Source organism: Paenibacillus sp. ATY16, assembly GCF_003399985.2.
In the GTDB taxonomy this organism is placed as follows: Bacteria; Bacillota; Bacilli; order Paenibacillales; family Paenibacillaceae; genus Pristimantibacillus; species Pristimantibacillus glycanilyticus.
The window spans coordinates 55,258-72,243 of record NZ_NMOK02000017.1; the positions used below are offsets into that span (position 1 = coordinate 55,258).

Here is a 16,986-nt window from a genome sequence, read left to right on the forward strand (position 1 = left end):
CCTTTTCATCATGCACAAAACAAGTTTTCAGGATGATATCCCCTTATTATAAAAAATCTCCGTTTCGTAATGACAGTATATCTTTGATCCTATTCGTTGTCTGTCGAATAATGTAAAATAACAGGAAAGGACCTTCCGCCGGAAGGTCCTTTCCTGTTATTTTTTCCGCTGCCGGAGCTCCTGGTTCTGGCGAATTTTCCCTTCCATCCCCTGCTCGGTCGCTTTGTAGATCGTTACGCCCTTTAAGTTGTCCGGCAAATATTGCTGATTCACGTAATGGCCGGGGTAATCATGCGGATACTTGTAGCCCTCGTGGCCAAGCTGCTGGGCGCCTTTGTAATGCGTATCCCGCAGATGAAGCGGCACTTCCGCTTGTCCCGCCCCCTCGATAACGGACATCGCTTTGCCGATCGCAACCGCTGCCGCATTCGACTTCGGACTTTCGACGGCAAACAATATGGCCTGGGCAATATTGTACTTCGCCTCCGGCCAGCCGATCTTATGATACGCATCCATGGCCGTTACCGCCTGCACCATCGCCTGCGGATTGGCAAGACCGATATCCTCGCTGCAAGCCACGATAAGCCGCCGGAGGAAGGTCATCGGATCCATGCCAAGCTTCTCGACCGCATAGAGAAACCAGAACAAGGCGGCATCGCTCGAGCCCCGGATACTCTTGTGGAACGCCGACAGAACATCATACTGCGTAGACGTATCCGCCCGGACGGTTGGCTTCCGGATCGATTCCTGCGCAACCTCCATCGTAATCCGGACCGAACCGTCCGGCTCCGAAGGGGTTGTGACCGCTGCGAGCTCCAGTGCATTCAGCGCGCGGCGGATATCGCCGCCCGCCATCTCCGCGATATGCTGAAGCGCCTCTTCCTCGGCGTGAAGCGTCATAAAGCCAAGTCCGCGGTCCCTGTCCGTCAAAGCCCGCTTCATGGCCTCCAGCGCATGCTTTTCATTAAGCGGCTCCAGCTGGAACAGCGTTGAGCGGGACAAGAGCGCCCCGTTCACATGATGGAACGGATTCTCCGTCGTTGCCCCGATAAATATAATGATCCCCTGCTCTACGGCCGGCAGCAGCGCGTCCTGCCTGGACGTGTTAAACCGGTGAACCTCGTCGAGGAATAAAATCGTTTTTTTGCCGTACATCAGCTTGTTTGTCTTCGCCGTGTCAATGACTTCCCTGACATCCTTCACCGACGCGTCTACCGCGTTTAGCTTGACGAACTCCCCTGCCGTACGTTTCGAGATAATATTCGCGAGCGTCGTTTTGCCGCAGCCCGGAGGGCCGTACAGCAGGATCGACGATACCTGGTCGCCTTCTATCGCCCTGCGCAGCAGCTTGCCCGCTCCAATGATATGCTCTTGCCCGATATAGTCATCCAGCGTCTCCGGCCGCATTCGGTCGGCAAGCAGTCTTGCCCGCGGCGTCTCCGCCTCCTGATAGGAGAATAAATCCATTATGAAGTCACAACCTTTTTACCTGCATAAATGCGTTACTATGATGATAGCATACTCGCACATACGTTCGCCACCATCCGGAAATGGGACTGTTGCCATATTTTTTTGTTAAAACCTAGTTAATTTGTAGGTATTACTATAATATTTCACTACTAAAGAGCCGATATAAATTGCAGGAATATATTTCCTTTGTCATGCCGCGCAAAGCGGATGGCAAGCCACGAGAGGGAACTTAAAGAGATAAAAAACATTAGACAGAGAGAGAGGATAAGGAGAGTTGTGTTTTGTTCAAATCTGTGAAGAGCGAATGGGAATTAGCGGTGTTCAACAGCATTTGGGTCTCTGTATGGGAGGAAAAGGGCTATGAGCTCGAGCATGCGGCACAGGTCGTCGAACGGTACCTGGCTGTAGCCGAGGACGGACAATGCGTAGGAACGTCCGAAATTAAGCCTTACCTGCCCGGCCTTAACGAGATCGATACGGTCGCTCCTTTCAAACAGCATTTCAAAATCACCGAAGACCCCACCCGCGTAGCGGAAATCGATAAAATCGCAGTCTTACAGCATTATAGAGGACAACAGCCGATCTCGGATTTATTATCATCCGCCGTATATTGTGCCGAGAAGTACAATTTCCGCTACTTTATATCGCTGCTGGAGCCCGTATTCTACCGTGCTCTACGAATTACTTTCCGCGTTCCGATGGAAAAGGTTGGCGGCAAAACGTTCTATAAGGGAGATGACGTCATTCCCGTCATTTTCGACATGGAGTCCATCTACCGCAATAAAGAACAATACAACTGGCTGGTCTATCCGGCCGCCTCGCCTGCCAGATCTGCCAGCAGAGCTATGTAAGCCTTATAAAACCACTGTGTAAAGGTAGAGATCACGACTATGACCAAAGATCAGCTTATACTCGACAAACGGAATCGTTTATTTGTAAAAATTTTATGGGGACTGCTTGCTCTAGGCCTTCTTGCCGATCTAGGAGCAGGTCTCGGGACGGATATGATTGTTCTGCTGGCTGTCGTTGGCCTTATCAGCTGCGGGCTGGCAACCTTTATGACTTACAAACGGATTATGGTCCAGTACATCATGTACGTCGTTCCGGTCATTCTAACCGCCTTAACGGTGCTGCTGATCGTATCCGATCCGCATCCGATTATAAGTACATATTTCCTCGTCTACGTTAATATTGCCGTCATGACGCTTTACGCGGATTATAAGCCTATCATCTTCACCGGCGTTCTCGGCATGGGCGTCAGCACGTACATTTTCCTGGATTCCGATTTGCAGCAGCAATTATTCCCGAATGATTCTCTGCTCTACCTGTTCTTATATCTGATCTTTGCGACGGTCGCGCTCTCCTTCTCCGCGAAATTCAGCCAACGTCTGCAGTCCGATGTTACGAGCGAGCGGCGCGAAGCGCTGGAAGCGAAGGAACTTACCGAGAAGGTCGTCGAGAAGCTGAAATCGATGATTCTTATTCTTGGCGAATTCAGCAACGAGCAGAAAGGCACGGTCGAATCGACCGGCCAGATCTCGCGCGAGGTCACTACTACCTTTGCGGAAATGTCCGCCTCCATTGAGAAGCAGACTAGCATGGTGCTTAACGTCAGCGATTCTGCCCACACGATTGAAACGGCCGTCTCCCAGCTTCGCGAAGGCTCAACGCAATTGCAGCAATATTCCGCGGATACGGCCGTGCTTACCGTGGAAGGCAATGAGCTGATCCGGACCTTAACAACGGATGTGAACAGCGTCAAGGCGATTATCGCCCAGACCGTTTCCCTGATGGAGCAGTTGATTGAGCAGAACGAGCAGGTAAGCTCGATCGTTGGCTCGATCCGGGAGATTTCCGAGCAGACCAATCTTCTGTCCCTGAATGCGGCAATCGAAGCTGCCCGCGCCGGCGAGCATGGCCGAGGTTTCGCCGTTGTTGCCGGCGAGGTTCGCAAGCTCGCTGATAACGCGAATATTGCAGCCGGCGAAATAACGAGCATTCTGAGCACCATCCATACGTCGGTTACGGCCGTAAGCGAGCAGGTGCATCTCGGTCAGCAGGCTGTGGATACCAGCTACGAAGCATCGCAAAAGGTAAAGAGCATTATCAAGCGGATTAACAGCAATACCGAGCAGGTTAAGCAGCAATCCGATACCGTTGGCGAATCCTCCAAACAGCTGTATGACCAGTATTCCTCCATTTCAGGCGAGATGACGGGCATGGCCGCCATAACCGAGCAGAATATGGCATCCGTTGAAGAGGTTTGCGCCAGCATGGAAACGCAAGATGTGAAGATCGGCCATCTCGTGGAAGGTTACGCGCAGCTCGATGTCTTGATCTCCGAGCTTAAGCAATTAGTTGAACCAACAACCAAATAACGTGAACGACAAAACCGCGAGCGGATTCCGCTTGCGGTTTTTGTTCGTTTAACAGCCCCGTCCATTAATGACTTCTCATAGTAAATCGACAAAAAAATACAAAGCTTGATATAATGATTCAACATACATAGTTGCAGGTGGGCGGAATACTTATATGAGTTTATTTAAGCTGGATTTCTTGAAGAAAAATAAGAGACAAGAGGATATCCCGATTCTTTCCGAGTTGTTTAATACGTCCTTGTTTGATCATCGGTCAGACATCTTTCTGCTATTCGATCATAACGGACGGCTGACCGAAGCGAACCAGGCCTTTACGAATACATTAGGTTACTCTTTGGAGGAGTTCAAGCAGCTGACTTACGGCTCGCTTTTACCCGAGAATCAACGGCAGCGTGCGAAGGAGCACTTTCAAAAGCTGCTGCTTGGCGAAATTCAAATTTTCGAAATCCGCGTTCTTCATAAAACGGGCCAATTCATCGACTTGACGGTTACCGCTTTCCCAAGAAAGATGAACGATCAAATCGATGGTTTCTACGCCATTGCGAAGGATCTGTCGGATATCAAATTAATGGAGCAGAGATACATTTCCCTGTTAAAAAATATGTTCAGCGCTGCCTTTATCATCGATTTGCAAGGCAACGTCCTTGACGTGAACGATGCGGCCGTTAAATTAACCGGCTACGGCAAAGAGGAGCATGTCCACTTTAGTCAATTCATTAAGCCTGGGGACCTTGAGCAAGCGATGGCTTATAACCAGAGGGCTCTTGAAGGCGAAACTCTGTCTTTTCAAATTGCCATTCTTCACAAAAACGGGCATAGCGTTGATGTCATCACGACCCTCTCCCCCATTTTTATGCATGAGCAAATTACGGGCATCATTGGAATAAGCAACGATATCTCGGACGAAACAAAAAACAAGCAATTATTTCAGATTAACAAACAACGCTACGAATCCCTATTTGAACAGAACCCCGATGCGATCTCTTATTTTGATTTGAACGGCAACTTTATGGATTGCAACCCAGCGCTTGAAAATATATTAGGCTACTCCAGAGAGGAATTATTGTATTCCAGCTATAGTCACTTGATTGCCGAATATGAAAGGGATAAAGCCCAATTCTATTTCGATCAGGCGCTGCAGGGCACGGTCCAGAGCTACGAACTGGAATGCCTGCATAAGCAAGGTCATCTCGTTTACATGAAACTGACAAAGCTTCCTATCACGGTTGACAACCGTATTGTCGGGATTTATTCCATCGCCAAAGATGTCACAACAAGAAAACAAGCCGAGAATGCCCTCATCGAAGCCGAATCCAAATACCGCAGCCTGGTGGAAAAATCGATTGTTGGCGTCTATATTATTCAAAAGAATATCATCTTGTATGCCAATCCCCATCTGATAGACATGCTTGGTTATAAAGAAGCGATTATCGGAATGAGCATTTGGGACATTGTGTATCCGGACGACTACTCGTTTGTAAAACGAAACATTCAAATCCTGTATAACGAATCGGATGCCATCCGGCATCCTCTCCGCGTGTTAACGGCGGAAGGGAAAATGCTTGATGTCGAGACGTATTCCAACCGGATCATGTATCAAGGCTGCCCTGCCGTCATTGGTACCATCCTTGATGTAACGGAGCGGAAACGGGCCGAGGAATTGAATGCTTTTCTCGCCTATCACGACTCCTTAACCGAGCTGCCCAACCGTAGAAAGTTCGAAGAGATACTGGAGAATACCTTGGAGACAGCCAAGATAACCCGCCGTCATTTCGCGGTCATGTATCTTGACATGGACCGCTTCAAATATATCAATGACTCATTAGGGCATGCCGTTGGAGACCAACTGTTGATTGCCTTTGCCAAACGGCTGCAGGAACAGATCAGGGAGAACGATTTTGCGGCAAGAATGGGCGGCGATGAATTTACCGTTATTCTTCCGCATATCCGGGACAATAACAGCGCGATCGAGGTCGCGAGGCGTATTATCGAGAGGACCCGAGAGCCCTTTTATATCGAGGATTACGAGCTCTTTATTACAACGAGCGTAGGAATCAGCATCTATCCTAACGACGGGGACGATTCCTCCACTCTGATGAAAAACGCCGACTCCGCTCTTTATCGGGCTAAAGACCTTGGTAAAAACGGTTATCAGATTTTCACCTCCTCGATGAACGTGCAGACCTACAAAATCTTTACGCTCGAGAAGGATCTCCGCAAGGCTATTCAGCGTGACGAGCTGGAGATGTATTATCAGCCCAAGGTGAATATCCATACGGGCGAAATCGTTGGCGCGGAGGCGTTAATCAGATGGAATCATCCTGAGTGGGGACTGATAGCTCCAAATGAGTTAATACCGATATCGGAAGAAACCGGATTAATCGTGTCGCTTGGCAATTGGGTTAAGCGTACGGTATGCCGGCAAAACAAAGAGTGGCAGCTTGCGGGTCTAAAACCTATTCCGATCTCGATTAATGTAACGGCAAAACGGTTTCTATCCAAAGATATTTTGGATGCCACCCGGCAGATATTGGCCGAGACCGAGCTGGAACCCCGTTACCTGGAGATTGAAATTACGGAATCCTCGCTGCTTGAAAATGCGGAAACGGTCATGCATACCCTTGATGCGCTGAACAAGCTTGGCGTTACCATCTCGCTTGACGACTTTGGAACGGGCTACTCTTCCTTATCCTATCTGAAACGATTCAAGCATGCGATCAACATTCTGAAGATTGACCGGTCGTTTATTCATGACCTGCATCAAGGCAGCGACGATAATGCTATTATTAGCATGATTATTCAACTCTCCCTGCATATGAACATGTCGGTTGTCGCGGAAGGGGTAGAGACCGAGGAACAGCTTCATATTCTCAAGCTTTTGAAATGCGATCTGGTTCAAGGCTATCTGTTCAGCAGACCCGTGCAAGCCGAAGCGTTTGCCGAATTGCTAAAGCGCAGATTCCTGACTCCCCTTATCAAAGGAGTCGATGCCCCATTCGAGAACAGACGGGCTTATTTCCGGGTTCATCTCCCTCACCCTATCAGTGCTTTAATGACCGTCATCGAGATAAACGGAAGAAGCATTGAGCTTGGCAAAACGGAAATCGTCATCGAAAATGTAGGAGCCGGAGGCTTGCGATTCTTGTCTTCCATTCAGCTTGCCGTCCATCCCGGAATTCTGTTAGAGATAGAAGCTCAGCTTCTCTACAAAACCTTTAAGCTATACGGCAAGGTTGTCTGGCTAAAGGAGCTGGAACCCGGCATTTATCAATACGGCTTGGAATTCCACATCGATGGCCATGAACGAACGCCGTTAACCCGCGTTCTCCACGCGTTATCCGCGCAGCTTATGAAGAACCCGATTGTTCCCGGCTGCAGATTCATAAAAGAAGACAGCATTCAATATCTTCGTGCCTTCTCCGACCATCGCTCCTCCCTCTAATCCCAAAAAGAACCGCAAGCGAATCCCCGCTTGCGGTTTTCTTTCTGCCCCCTCCCCCGCAGGGTCTTTGGCACTGCCTTTTTCTTATTGATGCTGTGGGATTGGAAGAAAAGTATCGTCTGGAGGAGCGCAGCGCTTGCCTTTGCTTGTGCTTTGCCACCTCTGAATATTGTTCATGCAAAGCACAAGCAACAGCAACCGGAAGAGGATACTTTTCTGTAAATCCCACCCCAGCATCAACAAAAAAAGAAAGGCTGCCCAAAAGGACAGCCTTCCCTCTATACTTCAATTCCATGCTTCGCCAAAAGATCCTGCACCACTACGCTTACCATGATAAGCCCGGCAACCGGAGGCACAAACGCGTTGCTCGCGGGCGGCTGCTTCGCTTTGCGGATCTCCGGAGCATTCTCCGGCACGATGCGCTGCGTCACGTCCTCGCGAGGCTTCTTGGGCAGCTCGTCGGAGAAGACCACCTTCACGCCTTTCTTAATGCCGTCCTTGCGCAGCTTCGTGCGTACCACGCGCGCGATAGGATCCGTATGCGTCTTCGAGATGTCCGCAACGGTAAATCTCGTCGGATCCATCTTGTTCGCGGCACCCATGCTGGAGATGATCGGAATTTTCCGCTCCAGGCATTCCTTGATCAGATGGACTTTATACGAGATTGTGTCCGAAGCGTCCACGACATAATCAAGTTCATAAGCAAACAGCTGCTCATACGTCTCTTCCGTATAGAACATCCGCAGCGAGATGACATCGCATTCCGGATTAATCAGCTTAATCCGGTCGCGCATCAGATCAGCCTTCGGTTGTCCAACCGTTGTGGTGAGCGCATGAATCTGGCGGTTCACGTTTGTAATATCCACAACATCCTTATCGATAAGGATGATCCGGCCCACGCCGGTCCGGGCAAGAGCCTCGGCCGCGATGGAGCCTACGCCGCCGATGCCAAGCACGGCGACGGTACTCCCTCTCATCACGTCGAGGCCTTCCGGACCGATCGCAAGCTCGGTGCGAGAAAATTGATGCAGCATAATTCGTTGCCGCCTCCTAAAAAGAATTGTCACCTAAACAGCCTTATGGCTATTCGTGATGATTCTTACATCGAAAGCATAAGCTTAAGCTTGCTTGTTGCCTGCAGCAGCCGCTTCCGGCTTAGGCTTCAGAACAGTGCGGATATGAAGCTGCTCAAGCTGCGACAGCTCGACCGGAGACGGTGCGTCGCAGAGCAGGTCGGTTGCGCTTGCCGTTTTCGGGAATGCGATGGTCTCGCGCAGGTTCGTGCGGCCTGTCAGCAGCATGACGAGACGGTCGAAACCGAATGCGATACCGCCGTGCGGAGGCGTACCGTAATCGAATGCGTCAAGCAGGAAGCCAAACTTCTCATGCGCTTCTTCCATGTTGAAGCCAAGCGCGCCGAACATTTTCTCCTGAATATCGCGTTTGTAGATACGCATCGAGCCGCCGCCAACTTCGTAGCCGTTCAGAACGATATCGTAGGCTTGCGCGCGGATTTGTCCCGGATCCGTCTCGAACAGGTGCAGGTCTTCTTCCTTCGGACGCGTGAACGGATGGTGAACCGCTACGTAACGTTTTGCTTCTTCGTCCCACTCGAGCATAGGGAAGTCAACAACCCATACGAACTTGAACTTGGAGTCGTCGATCAGACCGAGCTCACGGCCGACTTTCAGACGCAGGTTGCCCAGAACGTCGGCAACGACTTTCGCTTTGTCGGCGGAGAATGTCAGGAGGTCGCCCTCTTCAACGTTCAGACGCTCAGTCAAAGCCGCGATTTCTTCAGGCTTCAAGAATTTAACGATTGGACCTTTCCACTCGCCGTCTTTAATCGTGATCCATGCCAGGCCTTTACCGCCGTAACGGGCAGCGAACGGCTGCAGATCGTCAAGCTCTTTGCGGCTCCAGTGGCCGCAGCCTTTTGCGTTGAACGCCTTCACGACGCCGCCGCTTGCCGCAACGCTTGCGAACACTTTAACGTCGCTCGTCGCAACGATATCGGTAATATCTTCGATTTCCATGCCGAATCGAAGGTCAGGCTTGTCGGAGCCGTATTTGTTCATTGCATCCGCGTAAGTAATGCGTTGGAGCGGAAGCTCAACCTCTACGCCAATCGTTTCGCGGAACAGGCGCGCAATCAGCTGCTCCATCATGCCGAGCAATTGATCCTGCGTCAGGAACGAAGTCTCGATGTCGACTTGCGTGAATTCCGGTTGACGGTCAGCGCGAAGGTCTTCGTCACGGAAGCAGCGGGCGATTTGGTAGTAGCGCTCAATACCGCCGACCATCAGCAATTGCTTGAAGATTTGCGGGGATTGCGGCAACGCGAAGAATTCGCCTTCGTGAACGCGGCTTGGTACCAGGTAATCGCGAGCGCCTTCCGGCGTGCTTTTCGTCAGGATTGGCGTTTCAACGTCGATAAAGCCTTCACCGTCAAGGAAGTCGCGGAATACTTTTGCCGCTTTCGAACGTAGCAAGAGCGTTTTGTGCATTTCCGGACGGCGCAGGTCGAGGTAACGGTATTTCAGGCGAAGCGATTCGTCTACTTCAACGCCGTCTTCGATAGGGAATGGAGGCGTCTTCGCAGCATTGATCACTTCAATCTCCGTCACGCGGATCTCGATTTCGCCTGTTGCCAGGTTTTTGTTGACCGTCTCCGCATCGCGTTCTACAACCGTACCTTTAACAGCCAGTACGAATTCGTTACGCGCACGGTCGGCGATTGCCAAAGCTTCGCCGGAGAAATCAGGGTTAAATACGGTTTGCACGATACCTGTACGGTCGCGCAGGTCGATGAACAAGACACCGCCAAGGTCACGGCGGCGTTGTACCCAGCCGTTTAGTGTTACTTCTTCGCCAATGTTGGCTTTTGTTAAGGTGCCGCACTGATGAGTTTTCAGCATCATAATGGATGTAACTCCCCTTTATAATTAGTTGGATTTCAGTTCCGAAGCCAGACTTGCAAGCGCCACTACGCGCTGCTCGCCTGTTGCCATTTCCTTTAAGGCAATCTCGCCGCGCGTCAGTTCGTCATCGCCGAGAATAGCCGTATACCGGGCTTGCAGACGGTCTGCCGATTTCATCTGCGCCTTCATTTTACGGCCCAGATAATCGCGTTCCGCGCGGATACCGGAGGTGCGCAGCTCGTAGACCAGTCTTGTTACTTCCCGTTCTGCCGCTTCGCCCAGCGCTACCACGTACACGTCAATCTGATGCGCGTTGTCCAGCTCGGCTTGTTGATGCTCAAGCAGCATAATCGTGCGTTCCAGGCCAAGGCCAAGTCCTACGCCCGGTTGATCCGGTCCGCCGATCTCGGCTACAAGTCCGTTATAACGGCCGCCGCCGCCAATCGTATCGATAGCGCCGATCCCTTCCGCCTTGTATTCGAAAGCGGTATGAGTGTAATAATCGAGGCCGCGAACAAGTCTTGGATTAATCGAGAATGGAATGCCCATATCCGTCAGGTACGTTTTTACCTTGTCGAAGTGGATATTGCATTCCTCGTCCAGGCTGTCGAGAATCGATGGCGCCTCTTCAAAGCGGGCCTGATCGGTCTTGCAGTCGAGTACGCGCAGCGGATTGCGCTCCATGCGGGACTGGCAGTCCTTGCAGAGCTGCTCGCGCATCGGCATAAGGAAAGCAAGCAGCTTCTCCCGGAAGGCTGCGCGAACCGCGGGCGTGCCAACCGAATTGATCTCCACGCGGACGCCCTTTAGTCCTACCTCCTTGTAGAAGGTATACCCCAGCGCGATAACCTCCGCGTCAATCGCCGGATCCACCGATCCAAGCGCTTCGATCCCGAATTGGTGGAACTGGCGGTAACGGCCGGCCTGCTGGCGCTCGTAACGGAACATCGGTCCGATATAATACAGCTTTGAAACATCCGGTTCGCCGTACAATTTGTTCTCGACGTACGAACGAACAACGCCCGCCGTTCCTTCCGGACGAAGCGTAATGCTGCGATCGCCGCGGTCCGTGAAGGTGTACATCTCCTTCTCCACGATATCCGTCGTTTCGCCTACGCCGCGTTGGAACAGCTCCGTAGCTTCGAAGATCGGCGTACGAATCTCGCGGAAATTAAAACGTCGGCAAATGTCGCGGGCTTTCTGCTCCGCATACTGCCAGCGCTCAACTACTCCAGGCAAAATATCCTGCGTGCCCGGTGACTTTTGAAAAGCCATTGCAAACCCTCCTAAAAAGAATTTTCGCGTCTTTTGCGGTAATTCTTGCCTCGTAAGCATAATCCTAAAGAATTGTCGCGTCTTTTGCGATGATTCTTGCCTCGTAAGCGTAATCCTCATAACAACTCTTAATCACGCAAAAAACTCCCGCCCCTAACGACATGCCGTTAAAGGCTAATCGTTAGGGACGAGAGTTGAACTCCCGTGGTGCCACCCATATTCCGGACAATGCAGTCCGCTCATTAACGGTTAACGCCCGTTACACGCAGATCGGCTAGTGGCAATGATCTTGCGGATCATTCGTTCACCGTCTGTTCTCCGGAAGGTCGCTTCATCCTGTCACCATAAAGACGCTTGCAGCCTTGGCGCCTCTCTCTGGGTACGTGCACGGGATTACTTTGTTCCATCAACGAATCAAAATTTATATACTGAGTCCTAATTCTAACCGTGTCGACAAAATAAGTCAATAGTCAATCACATTTCATCAGTATGCCTCTTTGCGGACAAAAAAAAACCTGCAGCCATCGTTGCAGGTCCAGAAATTATATTTTTAAAAAGGGGGTCGAGACTTATTATAGGATAGCGATGTTAAAAAACCGTTATAAACTCATTACAGTAATGTTACAAAATAGTAAGCGGTTCATTTACGAACATTCGCTTTTGAAGAAAAAAAGCTGCCCGGCAAGAGCAGCCTTTCGCTTATGTTCCACTTACATGCGTCCGCCGGGCTCACGCCGGTTCGAAGGGAATGCGAAAAATTCCTCCGCCGTCTCCACCTGTTCCTCCAGCCTCGACATCACGATCGCTTCGCGGCGATCCGTATGAAGAAGTCTGCGGGAGGCCCGCTCCACGCCTTGTTCCTTCCGGGATTGATGCATAAGTTAAGCTCCTTCTGCCAACAGATACTTGAGGCCGATTAAGCCATGCCTGTCTCTATTGTTGCCAGCCGGAGCCTATCTTACCCGCTATTTACTGCTTGCTGTCGATAATTAATGTCACGGGTCCCGAGTTCACGAGAGCGACATCCATCATCGCGCCGAAACGGCCCGTCTCAACGATCAGGCCTGCCGCGCGAAGCTGCTCGTTGAACCGATTGTACAGCGGTTCCGCCAGCTCCGGACGCGCGGCAGCCATAAAGTTCGGACGCCGCCCTTTCCTGCTGTCCCCGTACAACGTGAACTGCGAAATCGATAAAATCTGTCCGCCGACGTCAACGACGGAGAAGTTCATTTTCTCATTCTCGTCCTCGAAGATCCGCAGACCCGCTACCTTATCCGCCATCCAGCGGATATCCTCTTCCGTGTCTTCATGCGTGATTCCGACGAGAAGCATGAGACCGTTATCGATTGCCCCAACGACTTCCCCGTCGATGGTTACGCTTGCCTGCTTGCTGCGTTGCACAACTACCTTCACTGCGGGTAAACCTCCAACTAGCTGTTCATAATGCGCTGAACGGAGTAAACATCCTGAACGCGTTTGATTTTCTCTACTACCGAGGACAAATGATCAATATTACGGATAAGCACGGTCATATGAATCATCGCCATTTTGTTCTTCACCGAACGGCCCGTAACGGCCGAAATATTCGTCTTGCTCTCGGACACGGCCTGCAGAACTTCGTTCAGAAGTCCCGAACGGTCATGTCCGGTTATCTCGATATCTACGCTATAGTTGGATTCAATCGAATCCTCCCACTCCACCTCGATGACGCGGTCCGCCTCTTCACCTTCCGAATTGAACGGAATGTTCTGGCAGTCCATCCGGTGAACCGACACGCCTCTGCCGCGGGTGATATAACCGATAATCGTATCTCCCGGAACCGGGTTGCAGCATCGCGCAAAGCGGACCAGCAAGTTGTCGATTCCTTTTACCGTTACGCCGTTGGTCGGACGGTTCTTGCGGTGGCCCGGAGATTTCATCTCCTTCGGCTCGGAGGTCAGTTCAATCAGATTGGATTTCTCCGCCTCCTTGCGAAGCTTCTCCGTCAGACGCGTACAGATCTGGGCAGCCGTAATGCCGCCGAATCCGATAGCCGACATCATATCTTCGATATCGTTGAAATTGAACTTGTTCGCCACTTCCTGCAGCTTGTCGTCGCTCATCCAGGCAGACGGCTCAACGCCCAGGCGCTTCAGCTCTCGCTCGAGCAGATCACGGCCTTTGGCCACGTTCTCTTCCCGCTTCTCGCGCTTGAACCATTGGCGGATCTTGCTGCGCGCGTGGGAAGATTGCGCGATCTTCACCCAGTCCTGGCTAGGACCGTAGGAATGCTTCGACGTTAAAATCTCGATAATGTCGCCGGTCTTCAGCTTATGGTCAAGCGGTACAATCCGACCGTTGACCTTCGCGCCGATCGTCCGGTTGCCGACCTCCGTATGGATCCGGTAGGCAAAGTCCAGCGGTACCGAGCCGGCAGGCAGCTCAATGACTTCGCCGCTTGGCGTAAACACAAATACAAGATCGGCGAAAAAGTCCATCTTGAGCGATTCCATAAATTCCGAGGCGTCGCGCGCTTCGTTCTGAAGCTCCATAATTTCGCGGAGCCAGGACATTTTGTCCTCGAAATTGTTGTTTGGGACAATAGTCCCTTCCTTGTAAGCCCAATGGGCTGCGATACCGTATTCGGAGGTGCGGTGCATATCCCAGGTACGGATCTGCACTTCCGTCGGCTCCCCGTTTGGTCCGATTACCGTCGTATGCAAGGACTGGTACATGTTAGCCTTCGGCATCGCGATATAGTCCTTGAACCGTCCCGGCATCGGCTTCCACAACGTATGAATAATGCCAAGAGTGGCATAACAATCTTTAATATTGTCTACGATAATCCGGATCGCCATCAAATCATAGATCTCGTTAAACTGTTTGTTCTTGACGGTCATTTTCTTGTAAATGCTGTATATATGCTTCGGACGACCCGAAATATCCCCGTCGATACCCATTTCTTCGAGCTTCTCTTTGATCCGTCCGATTACATCGGAGATAAACAGCTCGCGCTCCGCCCGCTTCTTCTTCATCAGATTCGCGATCCGGTAGTATTGCTGCGGATTCAAATACCGCAGAGCGATATCCTCCATCTCCCATTTAATCGCGGAAATACCGAGACGATGAGCAATCGGGCAAAAGATTTCCAGAGTCTCGTAGGCGATCCGACGCTGTGCTTCCTCGGACTGGAACTTCAGCGTGCGCATATTATGAAGGCGGTCCGCCAGCTTGATCAGAATAACCCGGATATCCTGCGCCATCGCCAGGAACATCTTCCGGTAATTCTCGTTCTGCTGCTCCTCCTTCGAACGGAACTTGATCTTCTCGAGCTTCGTAAGTCCGTCGACCAGCATCGCGCAGGTTTCGCCAAAATTCGCGCGGATGACCTCAAGGTCAACTGTCGTATCTTCTACCACATCATGCAGCAGCGCTGCAATAATCGACAGTACGTCCATTTGCATATCCACGATAATTTCCGCAACGGCAACAGGGTGAAGAATATAAGGCTCACCCGATTTGCGCACTTGTCCGTGGTGGGCTTGGTCCGCAAATTCATAGGCTTCCCTGATGCGTACAAGATCCTGTTCTTTTATATAGGCCGACGCCTTTTCGATTAACTGCTCTATGCCCATGAATTGTCCTTTCCGAACGCTTGACTCCGATTCGCGCATTTTCCGAGTTTTCTTAATATTATGCTGGAAGTAGGCATCCGCGTCAACCTGCATCCCTCACCAAATTTCGCGCGGGGAAGCTAAACGGAATCGGCCGGAATGCGAATATGAACACGCGTGCCTTCACCTTCCGCACTCTCAATCGCCACGCCAAATTCTTTGCCGTAATAAAGCTGGATCCTCTCATGTACATTACGGATTCCGTAGCCTACGCGTTCCGCTCCTTCTCCGCTAAATATATGGAAAATCGTCTCCTGAGGCATACCATTGCCGTTGTCCGCAATAATCAAATGGACAACCTCCCCCTCCAGATAGCCGCTCACGTGCATATCAATCTGGTCTCCGCGCCAAGCATGCTCGAGCACATTCTCAACAAAAGGCTGAACGATCAGCTTGACGGTCGTGAGTTCGACAATTTCCGGGGAAATATTATAGTCGATTCGGACCCTGTCGCCGTATTTAATCTGCTGGATGTCCATGTAAGCCCGAACCTGCTCGATTTCCTTGCCGATTGGTATAATGGTCTGGCCTTCATTCAAGGACAACCGGTAAAACTTGGCCAGATTCATGACCATCTGATGCTGCTTTTCGACCTGCCCGAATTTTGCCAGCCGGCTGATCGAGGAAAGCGTATTATATAAAAAATGCGGATTGATCTGCGCTTGAAGCGTCTCCAGCTCCGCCTCTTTCTTTTTCAAATTTGTCGTGTAGACCTCTTCAATCAGGTTTTGCGTTCGTTTGCCCAGCTCATTAAGCGAAGACGCAATCGTCGTAAATTCATCGTTTCCACTGTAATGAATCCGCCGCTGAAAGTCTCCTTGACGGAAGGATTGAAGTACGGACATCACCTTTAACACCCGCCGTGAAAACGTTCTCGAGACAAACGTCGCGACCAGCAAAATCAGTACGCAGCTCGCGCTGCAAATAATCAGCGTCAACAGCTTGACCTTTTGCGTATCCTTCTCTAACACCGAGGATGGAACCATTGCCGTGAGACTCCAATTCAGACCGGGAAGCGGCTGCCGGATAACGAGATAATTTTTGCCTCTCCCCTCATCCCACAATTGCTCCGTCGACTGCTCGGTTGCTCCCGATGCATACAAAATATTCCGGCTGCCATCGGTAATAAACAGGGTGCTGCCTGCGCCAATCTTGCGGGAATCCACGCTCTGGAACAAATCGGACAAATAGACGCTGATTCGCATAAAGCCGATCTCTTTCGGCTTGGCCGACTCCAGATCAACTAACCTCCGGAGAAGCGATATCCGGTTATAACGATCGTCATCCTCAATCTGTTTCCACTGTTTCGTCTCTCCGTATTGCTCGGCGGGGTATGATTCGTACCAGGGCTTCTGCGTAATCCGATTCAAATGAAGCAGGTCGAAGAACTTGCCCTTCAAGGCAAGAGGATCGATATTTTTGCTGTCGTAGTAAACCTCCGGCAATGTCTCATTGCGCAAATAAACGGTCAGCCACATGCTGCGGTTCGTCGATTCGATGGTCTGCCGGAACTTCGGAAGCAGCAGCTTGGTTGTTGCTTCATAGCTGACCCAGCCTTCCTCGTAGTGCAGCAGCTGCTTCGACAAGGTTGTATCATAATAGAGAAGATCGGATAAGCGGACCGTATCCTCCAATTTATAGACGACGTTATCTTCGATTTGCTTCAACGTTCCTTTAATGGTGTTCGTCGTATTCGAACGGATCGAATCCGTCATGATGTCGCTGGCGAAATAGCCCAGCAGAAAGATTGGAATAATGATCAGCATCATATAAGAGATCAGCAGCTTGATGCCAAACGGAATAAACTTGCGGGGATGATTAGTGCCTGTAAGCGGCGATTGCGTCAT

General features: G+C 50.9%; 11 protein-coding genes. 3 read left to right on the forward strand and 8 right to left on the reverse strand.

What is annotated here, in order from left to right:
- Window positions 1-156 precede the first annotated feature (156 nt).
- Window positions 157-1,467 (reverse strand): replication-associated recombination protein A, encoded by a 1,311-nt coding sequence (locus CFI03_RS11175; protein WP_127494500.1) that lies wholly within the window; start codon window positions 1,465-1,467, stop codon window positions 157-159.
- Window positions 1,468-1,751: 284 nt separating this feature from the next.
- Here CFI03_RS11175 and CFI03_RS11180 point away from each other — a divergent pair, with 284 nt between their 5' ends.
- From CFI03_RS11180 to CFI03_RS11190, 3 genes are all read left to right on the forward strand, one after another.
- Window positions 1,752-2,321: a GNAT family N-acetyltransferase gene (locus CFI03_RS11180; RefSeq protein ID WP_248757464.1), complete on the forward strand. Its 570-nt coding sequence runs from the start codon at window positions 1,752-1,754 to the stop codon at window positions 2,319-2,321.
- 39 nt (window positions 2,322-2,360) lie between these two features.
- Window positions 2,361-3,848, forward strand: a complete 1,488-nt coding sequence (locus CFI03_RS11185; RefSeq protein ID WP_248757465.1) for a methyl-accepting chemotaxis protein — start codon at window positions 2,361-2,363, stop codon at window positions 3,846-3,848.
- Between the two features lie 154 nt (window positions 3,849-4,002).
- Entirely contained in the window at window positions 4,003-7,290 is a 3,288-nt protein-coding gene (locus CFI03_RS11190; RefSeq protein ID WP_248757466.1) for a PAS domain S-box protein, read from the forward strand.
- Between the two features lie 278 nt (window positions 7,291-7,568).
- Here the strand turns inward: CFI03_RS11190 and CFI03_RS11195 are convergent, their stop codons facing one another.
- The 7 genes from CFI03_RS11195 to CFI03_RS11225 form a co-directional block, all read right to left on the reverse strand.
- The gene (locus CFI03_RS11195; RefSeq protein WP_127494508.1) at window positions 7,569-8,324 is read right to left on the reverse strand and encodes a tRNA threonylcarbamoyladenosine dehydratase; all 756 of its coding nucleotides are present in this window, start codon (window positions 8,322-8,324) and stop codon (window positions 7,569-7,571) included.
- 84 nt (window positions 8,325-8,408) lie between these two features.
- The gene (gene aspS, locus CFI03_RS11200) at window positions 8,409-10,211 is read right to left on the reverse strand and encodes an aspartate--tRNA ligase (RefSeq protein WP_248757467.1); all 1,803 of its coding nucleotides are present in this window, start codon (window positions 10,209-10,211) and stop codon (window positions 8,409-8,411) included.
- A 24-nt stretch (window positions 10,212-10,235) separates the two neighbouring features.
- On the reverse strand, window positions 10,236-11,486 hold the full coding sequence (gene hisS, locus CFI03_RS11205) for a histidine--tRNA ligase (RefSeq protein WP_248757468.1): 1,251 nt from the start codon (window positions 11,484-11,486) through the stop codon (window positions 10,236-10,238).
- 710 nt (window positions 11,487-12,196) lie between these two features.
- On the reverse strand, window positions 12,197-12,364 hold the full coding sequence (locus CFI03_RS11210) for a hypothetical protein (protein WP_015845938.1): 168 nt from the start codon (window positions 12,362-12,364) through the stop codon (window positions 12,197-12,199).
- Between the two features lie 91 nt (window positions 12,365-12,455).
- Window positions 12,456-12,899: a D-aminoacyl-tRNA deacylase gene (dtd, locus tag CFI03_RS11215; protein ID WP_248757469.1), complete on the reverse strand. Its 444-nt coding sequence runs from the start codon at window positions 12,897-12,899 to the stop codon at window positions 12,456-12,458.
- A 17-nt stretch (window positions 12,900-12,916) separates the two neighbouring features.
- Window positions 12,917-15,100, reverse strand: a complete 2,184-nt coding sequence (locus CFI03_RS11220; RefSeq protein WP_127494517.1) for a RelA/SpoT family protein — start codon at window positions 15,098-15,100, stop codon at window positions 12,917-12,919.
- A 119-nt stretch (window positions 15,101-15,219) separates the two neighbouring features.
- A complete protein-coding gene (locus CFI03_RS11225; protein ID WP_248757470.1) occupies window positions 15,220-16,986 on the reverse strand; it encodes a sensor histidine kinase in 1,767 nt (588 codons plus the stop codon).

Coding starts and splice junctions, on each gene's coding strand:
- CFI03_RS11175 (WP_127494500.1), bottom strand. CDS start 1,467: ATGGATTTATTCTCCTATCAGGAGGCGGAGACGCCGCGGGCAAGACTG.
- CFI03_RS11185 (WP_248757465.1), top strand. CDS start 2,361: ATGACCAAAGATCAGCTTATACTCGACAAACGGAATCGTTTATTTGTA.
- CFI03_RS11190 (WP_248757466.1), top strand. CDS start 4,003: ATGAGTTTATTTAAGCTGGATTTCTTGAAGAAAAATAAGAGACAAGAG.
- CFI03_RS11195 (WP_127494508.1), bottom strand. CDS start 8,324: ATGCTGCATCAATTTTCTCGCACCGAGCTTGCGATCGGTCCGGAAGGC.
- aspS (WP_248757467.1), bottom strand. CDS start 10,211: ATGATGCTGAAAACTCATCAGTGCGGCACCTTAACAAAAGCCAACATT.
- hisS (WP_248757468.1), bottom strand. CDS start 11,486: ATGGCTTTTCAAAAGTCACCGGGCACGCAGGATATTTTGCCTGGAGTA.
- CFI03_RS11210 (WP_015845938.1), bottom strand. CDS start 12,364: ATGCATCAATCCCGGAAGGAACAAGGCGTGGAGCGGGCCTCCCGCAGA.
- CFI03_RS11220 (WP_127494517.1), bottom strand. CDS start 15,100: ATGGGCATAGAGCAGTTAATCGAAAAGGCGTCGGCCTATATAAAAGAA.
- CFI03_RS11225 (WP_248757470.1), bottom strand. CDS start 16,986: ATGACGCAATCGCCGCTTACAGGCACTAATCATCCCCGCAAGTTTATT.